18 protein-coding genes are annotated in these 15,124 nt (G+C 64.9%); 11 read left to right on the forward strand and 7 right to left on the reverse strand.

Going from position 1 to position 15,124, the window contains the following annotated elements:
- Nucleotides 1-4: 4 nt before the first annotated feature.
- Complete coding sequence (locus tag ACHMXA_RS24810) at nucleotides 5-682, reverse strand: hypothetical protein (RefSeq protein ID WP_395316675.1); 678 nt, start codon at nucleotides 680-682, stop codon at nucleotides 5-7.
- Between the two features lie 154 nt (nucleotides 683-836).
- On the opposite strand from ACHMXA_RS24810, the gene ACHMXA_RS24815 reads away from it, so the two are divergent.
- Together ACHMXA_RS24815 and ACHMXA_RS24820 are read left to right on the forward strand one after the other, a co-directional pair.
- Nucleotides 837-1,193, forward strand: a complete 357-nt coding sequence (locus ACHMXA_RS24815) for a hypothetical protein (RefSeq protein WP_395316676.1) — start codon at nucleotides 837-839, stop codon at nucleotides 1,191-1,193.
- A gap of 61 nt (nucleotides 1,194-1,254) precedes the next feature.
- Complete coding sequence (locus ACHMXA_RS24820) at nucleotides 1,255-2,148, forward strand: DMT family transporter (RefSeq protein WP_395316677.1); 894 nt, start codon at nucleotides 1,255-1,257, stop codon at nucleotides 2,146-2,148.
- A gap of 52 nt (nucleotides 2,149-2,200) precedes the next feature.
- Here ACHMXA_RS24820 and ACHMXA_RS24825 read toward each other — a convergent pair whose 3' ends face one another.
- From ACHMXA_RS24825 to ACHMXA_RS24840, 4 genes are all read right to left on the reverse strand, one after another.
- Nucleotides 2,201-3,574, reverse strand: coding sequence for a hypothetical protein (locus ACHMXA_RS24825; protein ID WP_395316678.1), 1,374 nt, complete (start codon nucleotides 3,572-3,574; stop codon nucleotides 2,201-2,203).
- Nucleotides 3,575-3,684: 110 nt separating this feature from the next.
- Nucleotides 3,685-5,457: an ATP-binding protein gene (locus tag ACHMXA_RS24830; protein WP_395316679.1), complete on the reverse strand. Its 1,773-nt coding sequence runs from the start codon at nucleotides 5,455-5,457 to the stop codon at nucleotides 3,685-3,687.
- 16 nt (nucleotides 5,458-5,473) lie between these two features.
- Nucleotides 5,474-5,869 (reverse strand): response regulator transcription factor, encoded by a 396-nt coding sequence (locus ACHMXA_RS24835; protein WP_395316680.1) that lies wholly within the window; start codon nucleotides 5,867-5,869, stop codon nucleotides 5,474-5,476.
- Complete coding sequence (locus ACHMXA_RS24840; protein ID WP_395316681.1) at nucleotides 5,833-6,174, reverse strand: response regulator; 342 nt, start codon at nucleotides 6,172-6,174, stop codon at nucleotides 5,833-5,835. Before ACHMXA_RS24840 ends, ACHMXA_RS24835 begins: the two co-directional genes overlap by 37 nt.
- A 360-nt stretch (nucleotides 6,175-6,534) precedes the next feature.
- Here ACHMXA_RS24840 and ACHMXA_RS24845 point away from each other — a divergent pair, with 360 nt between their 5' ends.
- The 3 genes from ACHMXA_RS24845 (at nucleotide 6,535) to ACHMXA_RS24855 (ending at nucleotide 8,102) form a co-directional block, all read left to right on the forward strand.
- Nucleotides 6,535-6,969 (forward strand): VOC family protein, encoded by a 435-nt coding sequence (locus tag ACHMXA_RS24845; RefSeq protein WP_395316682.1) that lies wholly within the window; start codon nucleotides 6,535-6,537, stop codon nucleotides 6,967-6,969.
- Nucleotides 6,970-7,117: 148 nt separating this feature from the next.
- Nucleotides 7,118-7,393: a hypothetical protein gene (locus tag ACHMXA_RS24850; RefSeq protein WP_395316683.1), complete on the forward strand. Its 276-nt coding sequence runs from the start codon at nucleotides 7,118-7,120 to the stop codon at nucleotides 7,391-7,393.
- A 220-nt stretch (nucleotides 7,394-7,613) separates the two neighbouring features.
- Entirely contained in the window at nucleotides 7,614-8,102 is a 489-nt protein-coding gene (locus ACHMXA_RS24855; RefSeq protein WP_395316685.1) for a TcpQ domain-containing protein, read from the forward strand.
- A 299-nt stretch (nucleotides 8,103-8,401) separates the two neighbouring features.
- Here the strand turns inward: ACHMXA_RS24855 and ACHMXA_RS24860 are convergent, their stop codons facing one another.
- Nucleotides 8,402-9,331 carry a class I SAM-dependent methyltransferase gene (locus ACHMXA_RS24860; protein WP_395316686.1) on the reverse strand — a complete coding sequence of 310 codons (930 nt, stop codon included), beginning with the start codon at nucleotides 9,329-9,331 and terminating at the stop codon, nucleotides 8,402-8,404.
- A 312-nt stretch (nucleotides 9,332-9,643) separates the two neighbouring features.
- On the opposite strand from ACHMXA_RS24860, the gene ACHMXA_RS24865 reads away from it, so the two are divergent.
- The 5 genes from ACHMXA_RS24865 to ACHMXA_RS24885 all read left to right on the forward strand — a co-directional run bounded on the left by ACHMXA_RS24865 (nucleotide 9,644) and on the right by ACHMXA_RS24885 (nucleotide 12,484).
- A complete protein-coding gene (locus ACHMXA_RS24865) occupies nucleotides 9,644-10,585 on the forward strand; it encodes a LysR family transcriptional regulator (RefSeq protein ID WP_395316687.1) in 942 nt (313 codons plus the stop codon).
- A 109-nt stretch (nucleotides 10,586-10,694) separates the two neighbouring features.
- Nucleotides 10,695-10,883 (forward strand): hypothetical protein, encoded by a 189-nt coding sequence (locus tag ACHMXA_RS24870; protein WP_395316688.1) that lies wholly within the window; start codon nucleotides 10,695-10,697, stop codon nucleotides 10,881-10,883.
- Nucleotides 10,884-11,243: 360 nt separating this feature from the next.
- A complete protein-coding gene (locus tag ACHMXA_RS24875) occupies nucleotides 11,244-11,573 on the forward strand; it encodes a hypothetical protein (RefSeq protein WP_395316689.1) in 330 nt (109 codons plus the stop codon).
- Nucleotides 11,574-11,779: 206 nt separating this feature from the next.
- Complete coding sequence (locus ACHMXA_RS24880; RefSeq protein ID WP_395316690.1) at nucleotides 11,780-12,079, forward strand: hypothetical protein; 300 nt, start codon at nucleotides 11,780-11,782, stop codon at nucleotides 12,077-12,079.
- 162 nt (nucleotides 12,080-12,241) lie between these two features.
- The gene (locus ACHMXA_RS24885; RefSeq protein WP_176662689.1) at nucleotides 12,242-12,484 is read left to right on the forward strand and encodes a hypothetical protein; all 243 of its coding nucleotides are present in this window, start codon (nucleotides 12,242-12,244) and stop codon (nucleotides 12,482-12,484) included.
- Between the two features lie 142 nt (nucleotides 12,485-12,626).
- Here ACHMXA_RS24885 and ACHMXA_RS24890 read toward each other — a convergent pair whose 3' ends face one another.
- On the reverse strand, nucleotides 12,627-13,214 hold the full coding sequence (locus tag ACHMXA_RS24890; protein WP_395316691.1) for a DUF308 domain-containing protein: 588 nt from the start codon (nucleotides 13,212-13,214) through the stop codon (nucleotides 12,627-12,629).
- Between the two features lie 177 nt (nucleotides 13,215-13,391).
- On the opposite strand from ACHMXA_RS24890, the gene ACHMXA_RS24895 reads away from it, so the two are divergent.
- Complete coding sequence (locus tag ACHMXA_RS24895; RefSeq protein ID WP_395316693.1) at nucleotides 13,392-15,038, forward strand: HD domain-containing phosphohydrolase; 1,647 nt, start codon at nucleotides 13,392-13,394, stop codon at nucleotides 15,036-15,038.
- Nucleotides 15,039-15,124: the final 86 nt, after the last annotated feature.

The raw sequence follows: 15,124 nt of genomic DNA on the forward strand, positions 1-15,124 counted from the left end.
TGCGTCAGCCGAGGAACTCGCCCTCGTCGAACTGCTTCTGCATGCGGCGTGTTGCTGCGGCCACATGGGCAGCGAGCATCCCGTCCAGGTCGATACCGGTGAGCGACTTCTGGCAGATCGGCCTGTAGCGCGCGACCCAATCCTCTTCGCCGGCATCGTGCTCGTAGACAACATTATGGAAAGCCCCGTCGCGATCGAAGACGAGCAGCGTGCGGTCCTCGTAGCGGTGGTGCGCCCATCCGAAGACCGCATAGTCCTTCGTCAGCACTTCCTGGGAGCTTGCCTTCAGCCCGCCGAACTCCTGCCGGCTGCCGAAGGTGCACAGCGCTCCCATGAGGCTCGGCCAGGCGCTGTCGATATCAGGCCTGCCTGTCCAGGAAAGCAGGTGCTCGATGCCCAACAAGTTGACGTGGCCCATGCGGTTGTCGGAAAGAATCTCGAAGCCGCCGAGCGACTCGTAGAACAGCTTCAGGGGGACGGGCACCCGCATGCCGATGCGGGCTTCAAGCAACAGGACGGCATCCGGTGTCTCCTGCGCATGATGGGTGACCGAGAAGGCGGCTTCGAAATCTTCCGCGGTCTCGTCATCCTCGATGCGAACGACCTGTGTGCGAAGCTCCGCCACCTTGACCGAATGCCGGTCGAGCGCGGATGTGAACTGGGGAAAATGAACGTTGGACATGAGTTGGAGTTCGAGGTGCGCCGGCCCGCTGTTTCTCGCGGCCGAAGTATAGGTGGCGCCCCTTCGGGGATAGTCACCGCGATATCGTCCGCATGCCTGCGGGAGCGCTGAAGCACAGCCCTCCTTCCCGGCCCCATCACTACACTGCGACCCCATGCGTGACCTCCTCTACTACTCGCTGATGCTCCTGCTCGGATTCGCCTGGTACAGGTTCGGACAGAACCTGCTTCGAAAGGGGCGCCGCGACGAAAACGACGAACTCACCAAGGGACTCGTCGGGCCCGTGGGCCTTCTGGTGACCGGCGGCGTGGCGTGCTACCTCCTCTTGGCGGTGCTGCGCGCGCTGGTCCGCGGCGAGGTGCCTTGCCTCGGCAAGGCATGCGCGGGGCAGGTCTACACGCTGGCGACGCATGCCGGCGAGTACTGGTCCAACATGTTCTACCTGGTGTGGCTGCTGCTCGCCCTCGGCTACGCGATATACGTGACGCTGCGGATCTGGTTCCGGGCCTAGCGCGAATCGAAGAAAAGCTGCCTGGACATTCCCGGCCACTACCAAGAGACACGCCCCGAACATGCAACCAACCGGAACCCTGCGCGGCATCGCCGCGATGCTGATGGCCTGTGCCTTCTTCGCCTGCATGGACGCCGTGCTGAAGAACCTGTCCAGCCACTACCCGCCGGTGCAGGTGATGGCGCTGCGCGGCCTCACTGCCCTGCCCCTGGTGTGCCTGTACACCTTGTGGCGGCGTGAGACGGCCGGCGTCTTCAACCGGCGCCTGCGCTGGCCGCTGCACCTGCTGCGCACCGCGCTGAACATGACGATGCTCGTGCTCTTCGTGCATGGCCTGAAGACCCTGGGCCTGGCCGAGGCCTACACGCTGACCTTCATCGCTCCGCTGCTGATGGTGCTGATCGCCGTGCCGATGCTGGGCGAGTCGGTCCAGCCGCGGCACTGGATCGCCATCGGGCTGGGCTTCGCCGGTGTGGTGATCGCGCTGCGGCCCGAGCAGGGAGCCTTCCTCTCGACGGGTGCCCTGGCGATCCTGGTGGCCGCGGCCTGCTATGCGCTGTCGAACATGCTGGGCCGGCTCATCAGCCGCACCGAGCCGAGCGCCTCGCTGGTCTTCTGGACGACGTTCGGCATGGCCGTGGGCGGCAGCCTGGCGTCGGCGCCGCATTGGGTGCCCATCCAGCCGCAGCACATGTGGCTGCTCGCGGGCCTGGCCATCAGCGGCTTCCTGGGCCAGGCGGCCATTGCCGAGGCCTTCCGCCACGGCCAGGCCGCCGCCATCGCTCCCTTCGAATACAGCGCCCTCGCCTGGGCGCTCCTGTTCGACTGGGTGTTCTGGCAGGCCGCGCCCGATGCGTGGACGCTGGGCGGCGGAGCGTTGATCGTGGCCAGCGGACTGTGGCTGGCGCGAAGCGAGGCGCCGAAGGCTGCACGGGAAAAGCAGCAGGCGGCCTGAACCGCGGCGAAGCACGCCTGCGAAGCCACAGGCGGCCCCAGTCTCTCCCCGTTCAGGGCGCCAGCGTGAGCTTGAAGATCTGGTTGCCGTTCGACGCGCCCACGTAGACGGTCCCGTCACCGGCCACCGCCACGCCGATCGGGAAGTTGAACGCCAGCGCCGTGCCGCTGCCGTCGCGCAGCGTGGTGATCTCGCCCCCGGGCGTGACCACGCGCGCCACGCCGTCCCAGGCCTGGGTCAGGAACACGTTGTCGCGCGCATCCACCGTCACGCCGTAGGAATAGCCGAGCTTGGCCGGCGTGGCGGTGGTCCCGTCGACCGTGCCGGCGCCGGCATTGCCGTTGGCGCAATCTCCCAGCAGCGTGCTCACCGTGGCGCTGGCCACGTCGATCTTGCGCAGGCATGGGCTGTCGGTGTCCGTGTCGTAGAGCGTGCGGCCGTCGCGGCTGAGTGCGAGGCCCTGCGGGCGAGCCATCTGCGCCGCCGTGCCCACGCCGTCGAGGTAGGCCTGCGTGCCGTCGCCCGCGAGCGTGCTCACGGTGCCGTCGGCCGCGACCTTGCGCACGCGCTTGTTCTCGGTGTCCGCCACGAACAGGTTGCCCGCGCCGTCCAGCGCGATGCTGGCGGGGTTGTTGAACATCGCGGCGGCCGGGCTGTCGGCGTACCCGCTGCTGCTGTCGCCGGCCCATGTGCTGTACGTCGTCGCGTTGGCGGCGATCTTGTTGATGCGGTGCTTGTCGCTCACGTACAAGGTGCCGTCGGCCGACAGTGCCAGGCCGAACGGCGTGTTCATGGTCGTGCCCGGCGTCACCTCCGCGCCGCTGCCGCTGGCAGTGTCGATCCTGTAGACCGATCCGTTGCCGCCCATGGCCACGTAGAGATTCGCGCCGCTGGCGTCGAGCACGAGCTGATAGGGATGGTTGTAGGTCACGCCCGTGGTCGCCAAGACGCTGGCGACCCAGGGCTTGACCGTCAGCGTGGCGGGGCGGCTGGTCACGCTGCCGTCGGCGCCCGTCACCCGCACGCGCAACTGCTGGCCGCTGTCGGCCAGTTGACTGGCGCCCGTGGTGAAGCTGTCGCCGGTGGCGCCGGAGACATCGCTCCAGCTGGCACCGCCGTCGGCGCTGCGCTGCCACTGGTAGGCGGTGGCGTGCACCGCCTGCACCTTCAACGTGGCGGCCACGCCCTGGCCGATGGTGGTATCCGACGGCTGCGTGGTGATGGAGAGCGTGGTGTCTTCCGGCGCGGGCGCAGGTGCCGGCGTTCCCTGCGAAGCGGGCGCCGGTGCCGGCGCGGGAGCAACCGCGAAACCGGGGAAGCCTCCGCCTCCACCCCCGCCGCCACCGCAGGCCGCCAGCAGGAGATTCGTCATGAGCAGCGCGGCTGGTGTACGCCATGCACGGGAAACGGTACGAGTGGTATTCATGATGGGCCTTCCTTGCTTCAAGTGGAGTGAACGAGAAGGCTCCACGGTAGGGTGGGCTACACCCCCGATCCAGTGTCGAAGGTCATCGCAACGCGCAGAAAAAAAGATGCTCAGGCGCGCATGCGCGCGGGCGTCGCTTCGTGTGTTGCCAGCGATGCGAGGGCCTGCAGCAGCCTGTCGGCAGCAACCGGCTTGAGCAGCACCTGCAGCCCCGAGTCGTGCATCTGCTGCTGTCGCTGCGGCGCGGTTTCGCCGGTGATCAGCAGCACCCGCAGGCCGGTGCCGAAGCGGGCACGCAGCCGCTGCGCGGCGGCCAGTCCGTCGGCACCGTCGGCCAGCCGCACATCGCACAACAGCACGTCGACAGGATCGCTTCCGTGCGCCGCCTGCGCGAGCACGGCCTCGGCCTCTTCCTCGCCGGCCACCGCATCGATGGCCACGCCGTGGGCCTGCAGCAGCCCGGTGACCGCCTGGCGGATCGCGGCTTCGTCGTCGATGAGCAGTACGCGCCGTGGCAACGGCGCCGCAATGCCCGGGCGCGCAGCCAGCGGCACCACGCCCGAGGCCGTCACCGCCGGAAGCACCAGGCGAAAACGGCTGCCGCGCTGCAGGCGGGAGCGCACCTGCAGCGGATGCGCCAGCAGGCGCGAGAGCCGCTGCACGATGGACAACCCGATGCCCAGCCCCTTCGCCCGATCGCGGCCCGGATTACCGATCTGATAGAACTCGTCGAAGATGCGGCCGAGGTGCTCGTCCGCGATGCCGATGCCGGTGTCGCAGATGTCGATCCACACCAGCGGCCCGCGTGCGCGGGCAGCCACCACCACGCCGCCACGCGCCGTGTACTTCAGCGCGTTGTCCACGAGGTTGGACAGCAGCCGCTGCAGCAGCTGCGGATCGCTTAGCACCCAGCAGGGCGTGGCGCGCAGCCGCAGTTGCAGTTCCTTGTCGGTCGCCTGCGCGGCGAACACATTGTTGAGCGCGAGGAACAGCGGGTTGAGCTCCACGGGCCTGATCTGCGGCGCCACCTCGCCGGCATCCAGCCGCGAGATGTCCAGCAGGATGTCGAGCGAATCGCCGAGCGTTCCGACTGCATCCATCAAGCGTGCCGCATGGTCCCAGTCCTGGCTGCCCTTGAGCTTCTTCTCGATGACGGCCCCGAACAGTGCAATGGCGTGCAGGGGCTGCCGCAGATCGTGGCTCGCTGCCGCGAGGAAGCGCGTCTTCTCCTGGCTGGCACGCTGGGTCGCGGCAATCTGGTGGCTCAGCTGCTCGGCCAGCGCCTCCTTTTCGAAACGCATGGTCAGCGCGGCAGTCAGCAGCCGGTGATGCTGCAACGCGAACATGATCATCACGCACATGTACAGCAGGCAGCCGGTGGCCAGGAACAGGTGCGTGTTGTCGCCGCGCCAGGCCAGCGCCAGCGTCAGGCTCGCCATGCTGGGCACGATGAAGCGCGGGATGTTGCGTTTGAGAACCGCCAGCGACAGCGCGCCGCCGGCGCAGCCGCCCATCATCATCACGATGACCATCACCCAGAGCCCCAGGTTGCGCCCCGGCGGCACGCACAACCACGGCGCCAGGCCCCAGACGCAGGAGCGCAGCAGCACGTTGCGCGCATTGAAGCGCGCCCAGTACTCGGGGTGGGCCGCCGCATCGGGGCTGCGCTGATAGCGCCTGTAGGCGCGCCGCAGCGTCAACGCCAGGTGCAGCGCCATCCACAGCAGCACCTGCCAGCGCCACGTGGCCAGGAAAAGGCCGATGCCCAGCGACTGCGCCGTGAGAAAGTCCGCCAGATAGGCACCCGGCGCATTGGCGTGGACCGCGGCCACCTGCTCGCGCAGCACCCGCTCGGCCAGTTCGGGCGGGTGCGGGTCGTTCATCGCGGACGCGGAAGGATCACTTCAGGCTGCTGATGAGTTGGGCTCGCGAGCGCATGCCGAACAGCAGCAGCAGCGTGGACACATGGTTCTTGACCGTGCCCTCGGTCAAGTGCGAGAGCTGCGCGATCTCCTTGTTCGACTTGCCCGACAGCAGCCAGTCGAGGATCTCGACCTGGCGCGCATTGAGCTGCGGCTGCAGCTCGTCGACCGCCGCAGTTGCCGGCATGGCCTGGACAACAACCGGGGCCGGCAACGGAGACGGCGACGATGCCGGCAGTGCGACCAGATCGTTGTCCCTCACGTAGCGCAACACCTCGCCCAGGTGACCGGTCTTGGGCAGGAAGGCCTGTGCCCCGAGCGCCATCACTCCCTGCATCAGCGCATGGCTGTCCTTGCCCGAGAGCACGACCACGCGCGATGCGGGAAGGTGCGCCTGAAGCGCACCAGGGTGTCGAGCCCTTGCGAATCGGGCAGATCGAGATCGAGCAGCACCAGGAGGTGCGAGCTGAGATGGAACTCGTACAGGCGCAACGCATCGGCCAGCGAGCGTGCCTCATGCACCGGCACGCTGCCGGTCTCCGCCAGCAGCAGCGCCCGCAGGCCCAGCCGCACCAGCTCGTGGTCGTCGACCACCAGGATGCCCCGCGCCGGTATGGCAACGCCGGCCTCGCTGCGCAACGCGGCGGCATGTGGCGGCAATGAGGTTGCGGTGGGCATGGTCCGGGCATCTTAGGGCGGAGGGTTGCGAACCTGAAATGACCAAAGTCATGAGACCCGCGGTCCTGCGGCGGTCAGTTGCTGTCTTGACGACGCGCAGGCCGTTCTCGATCCGGCCGACGACCGAGTCGTTCTCGCGCGTTGCCAGTCACCGGCTCGACGCACCCTTCACGAGGGAGAAATACTTCAGGAGCACCGTTCTTTCCGGCGGGAAATTTCTGTCTACGATGCCGGAGCGCGCCCTCCTTCTCGCATTCATTTGCCACCCGGATGGGAGGACATACGCAAGAAGGCATATGCCTTCAGGACGCCCCCTGCGGGACGCAATCAGTGTCGAAGTCGAAGGAAGGACCGAAAGACATGACAGTCAAGCGAATGGACAACGTCCTGATCGTCGTCGACGATCTCGAAGCGGTGAAGGCGTTCTTCATCGAACTGGGCCTCACGCTCGAAGGCCAGACCACGGTCGAAGGGCCCGATGTCGGACGCCTCATCGGATTGGGAAACGTCCGGGCCACGCTCGCGATGCTGCGCACTCCCGATGGACAGGGAATCGAGCTGGACAAGTTCCACACGCCGGATGCAATCAGGTTCGGCCCGGTGGATGCGCCGGTGAATGCACTGGGCCTTCGCCGCGTCATGTTCGCCGTCGACGGCATCGATGCGGTCGTTGCGCGAATGCAGGCCCACGGCGCAGAACTGATCGGACGGATGCAGTACGACGAGTCATACCGGCTTGCCTATGTCCGCGGGCCCGAGGGCATCATCGTCGGGCTGGCAGAGCAGCTCGGCTGATGGCGGGTGGCTCGCTCGCGTGCACGGCGATCCGCGGCACAGAAGATGCGCCTGCGAACCAGGGGCGAAATTTCCTCGCCGGCACTCGGAGATCGGCTCTTTCCATCGGCTATGCTGCGCGGCGTTTTTTCGAACTTGGAGTGAATCGATGGAAGATGTGAAGATCCTTCAGATCATGCCCGCCGAAGGGTGGGTCGCTGTCTACGACGGCGGCGATGAAGGAGAACTGGAAGAGCCGCTGGCCTGCTTTGCGCTGGTGCAGGTCGACTACAAGAACGGCGACGGCATCCAGACCGAAGTGCGCGGAATGGCACCCGACGAAAAGGCCATTGGGTTCGTGGAAGACGCCACCAACTTCGTGACGGTCCGTCGTGCCGAGGAAGCTGATGGGGAAGACGAAGAGGACGCTGAAGACGTCGAGTAGATTGACCCCTGGCGACGCCGAAGCGCCAATGACAAGCACGAACGGACCCTTGAGGTCCGTTTTTTCATCGAGGGCAAGCAGTTGCAGGAACTGGCCGCCTCCTCGTCCGGGCCGGCGAGCCAGATAAGATAAAGGACTGACTTTTTGCCGCATCACGCCAGACCGCGTGCCGCTGGCTCCAGATCGACCTGTCCACTCCTGTTGCCCCGCAAATCCGCCGATGAGAAAGGCCCTGTTCCCTCCTTCGATCTGGCTAGGCATCGGCATGAGCCTTGCCTCGACGCTCGCCGGCGCGACGGCTGGCGTGCAGGTCGAAAAGATATCGCGGGACATGCCCGCTGGCGTTGCGCTTCCGGGGCCGGAGGAAGTTCTCCCCGCGACTACCGCAGCCGGCGCGCCCACCACGGGAGCCGCCTGGCTCACCGATCGAAAGATCAACGCCGTCCGCGCTCAATGGCCCATCGAGGACGACTCCCTGCGCCTCGTGATCATGCACTGGGGCTCCGCCGTAGGCATCGAGGTGCGCTGGGACAGCACCCGCGACTACACGATCACGCCCGAGGCACGTTCCGGCAAGTTCAGCGGCTCCTTCAAGGATGCGCTGTTTCAGCTCGCGCAGAAGTATCAGATGCTGGATGCGCCGCTGCTGCTCGAGTTTTCGCAGGACGGCACCGTGCTTCATGTGCGCGATCAGGAAAGCACCCGATAGGCCGTCGCCGAGCGATAACGCCATGGCCGGCATGTCTCGTACCCCGTGGGAAGATACGCCGATGATCCGACGCACCCCGGGCCGAGGAAGCTGGAGCCGCCATGTACTTCGTGGCGACGTGTACGGCACGCTTTGCGTCGTTCGCGACCATGCACGAACGATTGCAGCCAACCAGGATCGGGCTCTTGCGAGCACCTTGCGATCGCGGCGCGGCAAGATCGAACTGCGCGCCCCTGCATCGGGCGGGCAGGTAACCGGGCACTTCTACCGCGCGTCTGATCGCACTCGCAGTCGCCCATCTATGCGGCCGGATCAGGACCCATCCCGCGTACATGGATGATGTGTGCGGCCGCAGCTGTTCGGAAGGCGTTCTGAGCTCCAGGGTCGTAGCGAGAAGCGGCTTGATTTCCGTCCAGATCCTCGAGCACAAGTAGCCTTGTCTCAAGCAACAGTTCGCTCATGGTTCGGGCTTCAAAACCAGATAGAAACGCCTCTCCCGCATCTGAGACGTCGGCCATGAGCCGGCGAAACGATTCGTCGGGCGCCTGGTTGAGATCTAGAACAGCCTCGTCAACATACGTGAAGACCAGTTCGCTTCCGGCTGGCGCGCATGCGGCAATCGAACCGAGGGCACTAAGGTTCGCTTCCCGGGTCAGATACATCGTGACGCCTAACCAAGAGAAGAACGTGAGGCAGTCAGCCTGAAACGAAGACCGCGCGAGGGCCGCTCTCAGCGACTCCATCGACAAGTCAGCTTCGACGAATTCAATGGATCTGGGGAGCGTAACGCCGCAGGCAGCCAGGCGCTCGCGCTTCAACCGCTGAGTTGACGGATGATCCACCTCAATGATCGTCACGTTCTCTGCCCACGCAGGGCGGCGGCAGATGAAGCTGTCGAACCCTGCACCGATGATGACGTATTGGCCGATACCGCGCGCTACGGCCTCCTTGAGTGCATCTTCCGTGTATCTGGATCGCAGGATCACGTCAGCATAGGCAGCATTGGACCGAAGACGGTGTTCAAGACCTTGAGCGCCATCCAGTCTCAAACCGGGCTTGGCTGCCCCTACGCGCTCCATCGCGCGTTGGCGCAAAGCAGCTTGCGCCGATTCCGGAACAAGAAGATCCCCCCACGTGTCGCTCAGAAGTGGCGCAGGGTCACTGCGTGAATGAAGTGCGCGCATGAGCGAGGCGGCAAGTGCGGTGCGGCTGGCTATCGATGGATTCAAGCAGGCTCTCCAAAGTGGCGAACGCAAACGGGTGGGGGGCGATCCACGCCTGAGTGCAAAGGAAAAGGTGTCTGCGAAAGAGATCTGCCCGCTACCCTGAACCGGGGTTCAGGTGGGCAAGGTCAGCCGAACATCGGGATCGTCTGACAAGAGACGTTCGCGCCCGAACGGCAATGTTCCGATCCCGGGCGTTTTAGCGTTGGTCAAGGAGTGTTGCGGTCCAGCCTCGATCACAGACAGCGCGAGTTTCAACGTGTCCTATGAATCTGTACAGTGCATTCATTGAAACTCATATCTGCATGAGACGAACTTATGGACCTGAATCTGCTCGTAGCCTTGGATGCATTGCTCAGCACGGGGAGCGTCAACGGGGCGGCCGAGCGGATGCACCTGAGCGCCCCTGCAATGAGCCACACCCTGGCGAGAATTCGCGCCGCTCTCGACGATCCAATCCTTGTTCGCGCCGGCCGCAAACTGGTCCCAACTCCGCGTGCGAATGCGATGCGTGAATCCGTACGACGGCTCGTGGCCGAAGCCAAGGACTTGATGCAGCCTGGCAGCGCTGTGTCTTTGGGCCAGATCGACCGAGAATTCACGGTGCGCGCGCCCGAGGGCATGGGGATCGTCTACGGCACGACGTTACTCGAAGCAATGCACGAGTGCATGCCGCTCACAAGACTTCGGTTCGTCCCCGAGAGTGAGAGCGATGCCTCTGCTCTGCGCGATGGGCGCATTGATCTGGACGTAGGCGTCCTCGCCGACCGGGGGCCTGAGATTCAGACATCTTTGCTCTACGAACAGCACATCGTTGGAGTCGTCAAGGCTGGCCACCCCTTGCTTGGATCACGCATGACGCCGAGGCGGTTCGCGTCGCAACTGCATGTCGCCATCACGCAGCGCGGACGGGTACGAGAGCTGATCGACGTATTCCTTGAGGAAGCAGGTGCCACCCGTCGCGCCGCCTTGACCGTACCGAGTGCGTATGGCGCCCTACTTGCGGCTGCGCGATCAACGATGGTCGCGTGTGTACCAGAGCCTCTGGCCCGCACAGTGGTGCAGGCACTGGGGCTAGAGATTTTCAAGCTACCTGTCGCCGTGCCATCGGAAAAGGTCATGCAGGCGTGGCATCCGAGGGACGAGATGGATCCCGCGCATCGATGCCTGCGCGAATGCGTCGCCTCCGTATCCAAGCAAGTAGCATTTGGGCCACTTACCCGCCGCGTGCAGGCCGCGCACCGCGCGCTGCTGACTTGACGACTGAGCATCGACCTGTGGGCGAATCGGAAATCCGCTTCGAGCCGTTTGTGCCGACACTCTGTCCAGCTACATTCGGCCATGTCATTGACAATGCTCACCCGAGAAGATGGCCAAGTTCTATCTGAGCAAAAAGCTAGACGCAGCTCTCCACATCATTGAAGGTGCGGTCGCACTGGGCCTCTTTTCCGGTGCTGCCTTGGCCGCCATCGTTGGGCAACTGATCCTGGGAGGCGTGTTTGCTATCTTGGCAATCGGAATGTTCTTGCGTTTCAAACGCGGGCGAGTGCGCAAGTAAATGAGCAGTTCCAATCGGCCCACAAGCAGACCTTCGCGCCAACTCCCCCGTCTTCACATCACTTGATCTTCAACGTGCACTTCTTTCTTTTCGTGATCACGGCACTTGGAAGCGCCTGCAGTACAAACCCTCCGCTGAACTCGCTGAAAGATGCCTGAACACAGCCAGTTCCGAAGCGCCGTTCGTCCATCAGCCGAGTGCACATCACGTACCGATCGCTCAACTGATTGCCAACCCGCATCAATTTGACGGCAAACGCGTGGTCGTCTCAGGATTTCTCAAGCGAGTTCGGACGTGGGCCGGCGAGCTTCTTGCTTGACCTGATCGCTGCAGCCGGTCGCGTTGCGCAGGAGGATCTCCATGCCGAACTTTTACTTGCCGCTCTCCGGCAATGTGCGCCAGGACATCAACCCCTGGAACTGGTGGACCCGGATTTCCAATGGGCAGCTTGGGTTCATCAACATCAACATGGGCAAGTCGTCAGACCCCGCTCTCGAGCAGCAGATCCTGGACGACGTGGGAAGCTACGGACGCCAGATTGGCCAGCTCGGAGATGCGCTGGAGGCTGTTCTTTCGCACATGAAGACGGACACCTGGGATCCCGACGCCAAGGAGGCGGTGGAAGCCTTCAAATTCCAGTTGGCCGAGATTCGCCGGCTGAAGCGAAGCCGGGCTGACAGCAAGACCTGACATTCCCGGTGAGCTCCCGACGGCAGCGGCATCGTGCCGTGCTGGACTTCCCGCGCGGCCACGATTGGAAAGGCGAGCGAGAGCTTTCAGCGCCCCATCGCGCAGCCAATTTTTGAGCAGCCTGAACGCGAGCTCCACCGGCGCAAGAATTCAGCAGACTGTGACCGGCTACAGTCGGGCCAATTGCGGACATTCAAAGGGGCTTCATGTTCAGCTTGCTGACGGACTTCGTCGTCGGAATCTTCGAGTTCATCGTTGACGTTGTTCTCTTCAGAAGGCAGCGCCGCAAGCGCGGTCACAGCAACCGCGCATTCTCCGAGGACGCAAAAGAGCTCGCACGCCTTGACCTCATCACATTGACCTACATTGGTCTCGCATCGGTCGCGTTGATGCTTTTTCTGAGCTTCATCGCTGGTGTTCCGGTAGGCTGGAGCGTCGCAGTCGGTATCGCCGTGGGCGTGGTTTGGGGTGTCTGGCGATACATGCAGTTGGTCAATAGACCATGAGCGCAGGACAGTCGGCAGCAGGACGACGGACTTCGGCCACAAGTGCTCGCTCAGCACGACCGCTCAAGTAGTATTCACAACGTCTCTTTTGCTGGACTGGTCGCCCGGTCGCGGCGGCCGACACCGAGCAATGAGCTTCACGTCCAGCGTGCGCAAGGTGTCATGAACTTCATCCTTTGGGTCCTCTTGTACGTCTCAAACACGGCCTTCGTCTGGTGGGTGGTCTGGGGCGGGGGAGCTTCATGGTTCGAAGGCTGGCGCTCGTTTTTCATCATTGACTGGCTGTGGTCTTACAGTTGGACCTCCGAGCAAATCGCTCTGTACGTTCTGGTTTTCTGGGTTTGCCACACCGTATGGTTTGCGATTGGTCTTTTTATCCCGGATGCACGTGGCTTCTTCTGGTAGCGATGAAGGCAGCGCTGCTCGATCTTTCGTCGAGTGGCCCTTAGATGTCAGTGCTCAACGGCTGCTTTGCGCCATAGTGAACTTCGCCTTCGGGACCAACGCCGCCCCTCGCTCGCAACTACCTCTTCGAGCAACACCACCCTCAACTCTTCCCGGAAACAAGCCCCCGAGCCCCTCGCTTGGTCTCTCGAGCCAGAACAATCACCCCAGAAATCAGGAAGTACACAGCCCCAACCGCCGCATAGCCACCCAGCGTCTGCAAGACAGGCGCGCTACCACCCTGCTGCGCCACGAAGAACCCACCGGCCAGCGCCGACTGCGCCCCGCTGAGCATCATCACCCACTGCCCGCCGTTGTCCTTGCGGCGACGCACCGCCGTCGCAAGCTGCAGCAGGCCTGCAACGATGGCCCAGGCCCCGAAGATCGCCAGCACGATCTGTAGCTTCAGCACCAGCGATATGGCAACTGCGAGCGTGACCAGCGCGCTGATCCAGATGTTGATCAGCTGCGTGGCATTGGCCTTGGCGCCGCCCGTCATCCTGACGTCCAGCAGGTTCGCGAAGGCGTCCCAGGCGGGGTAGACGAGCAGCAGCGCGGCTGCCAGGGCTGGCGACTGCCTGGCGACGGTGAAGACTGCCGCGACCCACGCGAAGGAAAAGGCGGCACGGGCCAGGTAGTAGTTGCGCAGCCAGGCGGCGCGCTGGGGTTCGGTTTTCAGGATGTCTGACATGGAAGGAAAGGCGGCAGGAGCCGCAAGTTGCAAGGTTTGCCGCCCTCGGAGAGCGAACGGTGCAACGATTCTTCCGCGTCGGCGCCGCACGCGGTATCCGTCGGATGACCGACACGGGCCCATGAACTGTGCGATGCTGCGTGCCTGTCTGCCTGCCCCTGCGGCGACCCACTCCCCATGTCCGACGACACGACGACCATCACCGTTTTCGACGCGGTCCGCGCGCTGGCCTTCATCGGCGACCTGAGCATGGGCCAGCCGACCGATCATTCGCTGCGCACGGCATGGCTTGCGGGGAAGATCGCGGCAGAAGCCGGGTGCGACGCTCGCCAGATCGAGGCCGTGCGGCATGTCGCGCTGCTGCGCTGGTCGGGCTGCACGGCCAATGCGCAGGAGTTCGCGGACTTTCTCGAAGATGACGTGCAGGGCCGGCGCGCCATGCTCGCGTCGCCGGCACCCCGCGTGCGCCAGCCGCCCATCGGCGGCCCGGTGCCCGACGCGGTGCTGGCCATGGCGGACATCCACTGCGAGATCGCGGGCGACATCGCGAACATGCTGGGGTTGAGCCGAGAGACCGAAGCCGCATTGCGCACGGTGTTCGAGGCGTACGACGGCAGCGGCATTCCCGGCGTGCTGCAGGGCGACGAGGTTCCGCTCGCGACCTATGTGGTGGCGCTGGCGAGCGATCTCGAAATCTTCGGCCGCCTCTACGGCGTCGACGAGGCGCTCACGCTCGCGCGCGGGCGTGCGGACAGCCTCTACCCGGCCTTCCTCGTCGACGCGAGCGCGCCCCATGCCGCTGCATGGATGAAAGAGCTGGATGCCCCCGTCGCGCCATGGACCGCGCCCACCGAGCAGCCCGCATCGATGCTTCAGCACATGGGCCTGGAACTGGTCGGCGACGTGATCGACCTCAAGCTGCCCTGGATGACGGGCTACTCGCGCAGCGTGGCCCGGCTGGCGCGCGACTGCGCCGTGCAGCTCGGCCTGGACGAGGTGGCGTGCCATCGCACCTACAAGGCAGGCCTGATCCATGGCATCGGGCGGGCTGCCGTTCCCAATGCGATCTGGAATGCGCCCGAGCCGCTGCCCGCCTCTTCGCTGGAGCGCGTGCGGCTCGCGCCGTACTGGACTTCCCGCGCGGCGGGGCAGATCGACGGCCTTGCGGCGGAAGCGGAGATCGCGTCCTTCGCCTTCGAGCGGCGCGACGGCTCGGGCTACTTCCGTGGACGCTCGGGCTCCGCGATGCCGCTGGAAGGGCAGATCGTCGCGGCGGCCCAGCATTGGCAGTCGCACCGCACCCGCCGTCCGTGGCGGGACGAGTTCACGCAAACGCAGGCGCTCGACCGCCTACAGGAAGATGCCGCGGCAGGCCGATTCGATACGGAAGTCGTCACTGCCCTGCTCGCATGCGTGATGCCGGGCACTTCGCCTAAGCCCGCCGTGCAGGCGCAAGGCGATGCGTCGCTCTCGCAGCGAGAGCTGGAGGTGCTGCGCTGCATCAGCCAGGGCCACAACACGAAGGAAGTGGCTCGCGTGCTCGGCATCAGCCCGAGCACGGTGCGCACCCATGTCGAGCGCCTGTTCCAGAAGCTCGGATGCACGACGCGCGCGGCCGCGACGCTCAAGGCCGCGACCCGGGGGCTCGATCTAGCCGCCACGGCTGCGCGTAGTGAACGCAGCGTGCCCTCGGCCGCCTCGATGCGCCGGCGCAGTTCGTCGTTGACGACGCGCACCAGCGCGCTGAGTTCGGAGCGGCTGGAGCAGACCTCCTCCGCATCGTTCACGCGCTGGGGGCCGATGAGTCTTTCGAGGCCAGCGTAGGCGTGCCGCACCTCGTGCAGGCTCTCGACGTCGTCGCAGGCCTGCAGCGCGAGCGATTCGACGCTGGTGGATTCTTGAGATTCGGG

The sequence above is a fragment of the Variovorax sp. UC74_104 genome (genome assembly GCF_044055375.1).
In the GTDB taxonomy this organism is placed as follows: domain Bacteria; phylum Pseudomonadota; class Gammaproteobacteria; order Burkholderiales; family Burkholderiaceae_C; genus Variovorax.

Bases quoted from the DNA above. Each gene is read 5' to 3' on its own strand.
- ACHMXA_RS24830 (WP_395316679.1), bottom strand. From the start codon at position 5,457: ATGAACGACCCGCACCCGCCCGAACTGGCCGAGCGGGTGCTGCGCGAG.
- ACHMXA_RS24810 (WP_395316675.1), bottom strand. From the start codon at position 682: ATGTCCAACGTTCATTTTCCCCAGTTCACATCCGCGCTCGACCGGCAT.
- ACHMXA_RS24895 (WP_395316693.1), top strand. From the start codon at position 13,392: ATGTCCGACGACACGACGACCATCACCGTTTTCGACGCGGTCCGCGCG.
- ACHMXA_RS24820 (WP_395316677.1), top strand. From the start codon at position 1,255: ATGCAACCAACCGGAACCCTGCGCGGCATCGCCGCGATGCTGATGGCC.
- ACHMXA_RS24885 (WP_176662689.1), top strand. From the start codon at position 12,242: ATGAACTTCATCCTTTGGGTCCTCTTGTACGTCTCAAACACGGCCTTC.
- ACHMXA_RS24840 (WP_395316681.1), bottom strand. From the start codon at position 6,174: ATGCCCACCGCAACCTCATTGCCGCCACATGCCGCCGCGTTGCGCAGC.
- ACHMXA_RS24875 (WP_395316689.1), top strand. From the start codon at position 11,244: ATGCCGAACTTTTACTTGCCGCTCTCCGGCAATGTGCGCCAGGACATC.
- ACHMXA_RS24850 (WP_395316683.1), top strand. From the start codon at position 7,118: ATGGAAGATGTGAAGATCCTTCAGATCATGCCCGCCGAAGGGTGGGTC.
- ACHMXA_RS24865 (WP_395316687.1), top strand. From the start codon at position 9,644: ATGGACCTGAATCTGCTCGTAGCCTTGGATGCATTGCTCAGCACGGGG.
- ACHMXA_RS24855 (WP_395316685.1), top strand. From the start codon at position 7,614: ATGAGAAAGGCCCTGTTCCCTCCTTCGATCTGGCTAGGCATCGGCATG.
- ACHMXA_RS24870 (WP_395316688.1), top strand. From the start codon at position 10,695: ATGGCCAAGTTCTATCTGAGCAAAAAGCTAGACGCAGCTCTCCACATC.
- ACHMXA_RS24825 (WP_395316678.1), bottom strand. From the start codon at position 3,574: ATGAATACCACTCGTACCGTTTCCCGTGCATGGCGTACACCAGCCGCG.
- ACHMXA_RS24815 (WP_395316676.1), top strand. From the start codon at position 837: ATGCGTGACCTCCTCTACTACTCGCTGATGCTCCTGCTCGGATTCGCC.
- ACHMXA_RS24890 (WP_395316691.1), bottom strand. From the start codon at position 13,214: ATGTCAGACATCCTGAAAACCGAACCCCAGCGCGCCGCCTGGCTGCGC.
- ACHMXA_RS24845 (WP_395316682.1), top strand. From the start codon at position 6,535: ATGACAGTCAAGCGAATGGACAACGTCCTGATCGTCGTCGACGATCTC.
- ACHMXA_RS24880 (WP_395316690.1), top strand. From the start codon at position 11,780: ATGTTCAGCTTGCTGACGGACTTCGTCGTCGGAATCTTCGAGTTCATC.